General features: G+C 51.6%; 1 rRNA gene. It reads right to left on the reverse strand.

The annotated features are described in order from the left end of the window. A 23S ribosomal RNA gene (locus FCK22_RS17995) occupies positions 1-673 on the reverse strand; the annotation flags it as partial.

Below are 673 nucleotides of genomic sequence, written 5' to 3' on the forward strand. Positions count from 1 at the left end.
AATTAGGGGCCTTAGCCGGAGGTCAGGGTTGTTTCCCTCTCCACGACGGACGTTAGCATTCGCCGTGTGTCTGCCATCCAGTACTCCTCGGTATTCGGAGTTTGGTTAGGATCAGTAAGCCTGTGGGGCCCATTACCCATCCAGTGCTCTACCCCCGAGGGTATTCGGATGACGCTCTACCTAAATAGATTTCGCAGAGAACCAGCTATCTCCGAGTTTGATTGGCCTTTCACCCCTAGGCACAGCTCATCCCGATCTTTTTCAACAGATGTGGGTTCGGTCCTCCAATAAGTGTTACCTTATCTTCAACCTGGCCATGCCTAGATCACTCGGTTTCGGGTCTGATCCCACGAACTCGACGCCCTATTAAGACTCGCTTTCGCTGCGCCTACACCTAACGGCTTAAGCTTGCTCGTGAGACCAAGTCGATGACCCATTATACAAAAGGTACGCTGTCACATCGCAAGGATGCTCCAACTGATTGTAGGCGTTCGGTTTCAGGTACTGTTTCACTCCCCTCGTCGGGGTGCTTTTCACCTTTCCCTCACGGTACTGGTTCACTATCGGTCAGTAAGGAGTACTTAGCCTTCGAAGGTGGTCCTCCGATCTTCAGACAGGATTTCACGTGTCCCGCCCTACTTAATACGTCCAATCATGCTTCTTATACGGGACT

The organism is Sulfitobacter sp. 15WGC (assembly GCF_005068605.1).
Taxonomy (GTDB): Bacteria; Pseudomonadota; Alphaproteobacteria; order Rhodobacterales; family Rhodobacteraceae; genus Sulfitobacter; species Sulfitobacter faviae.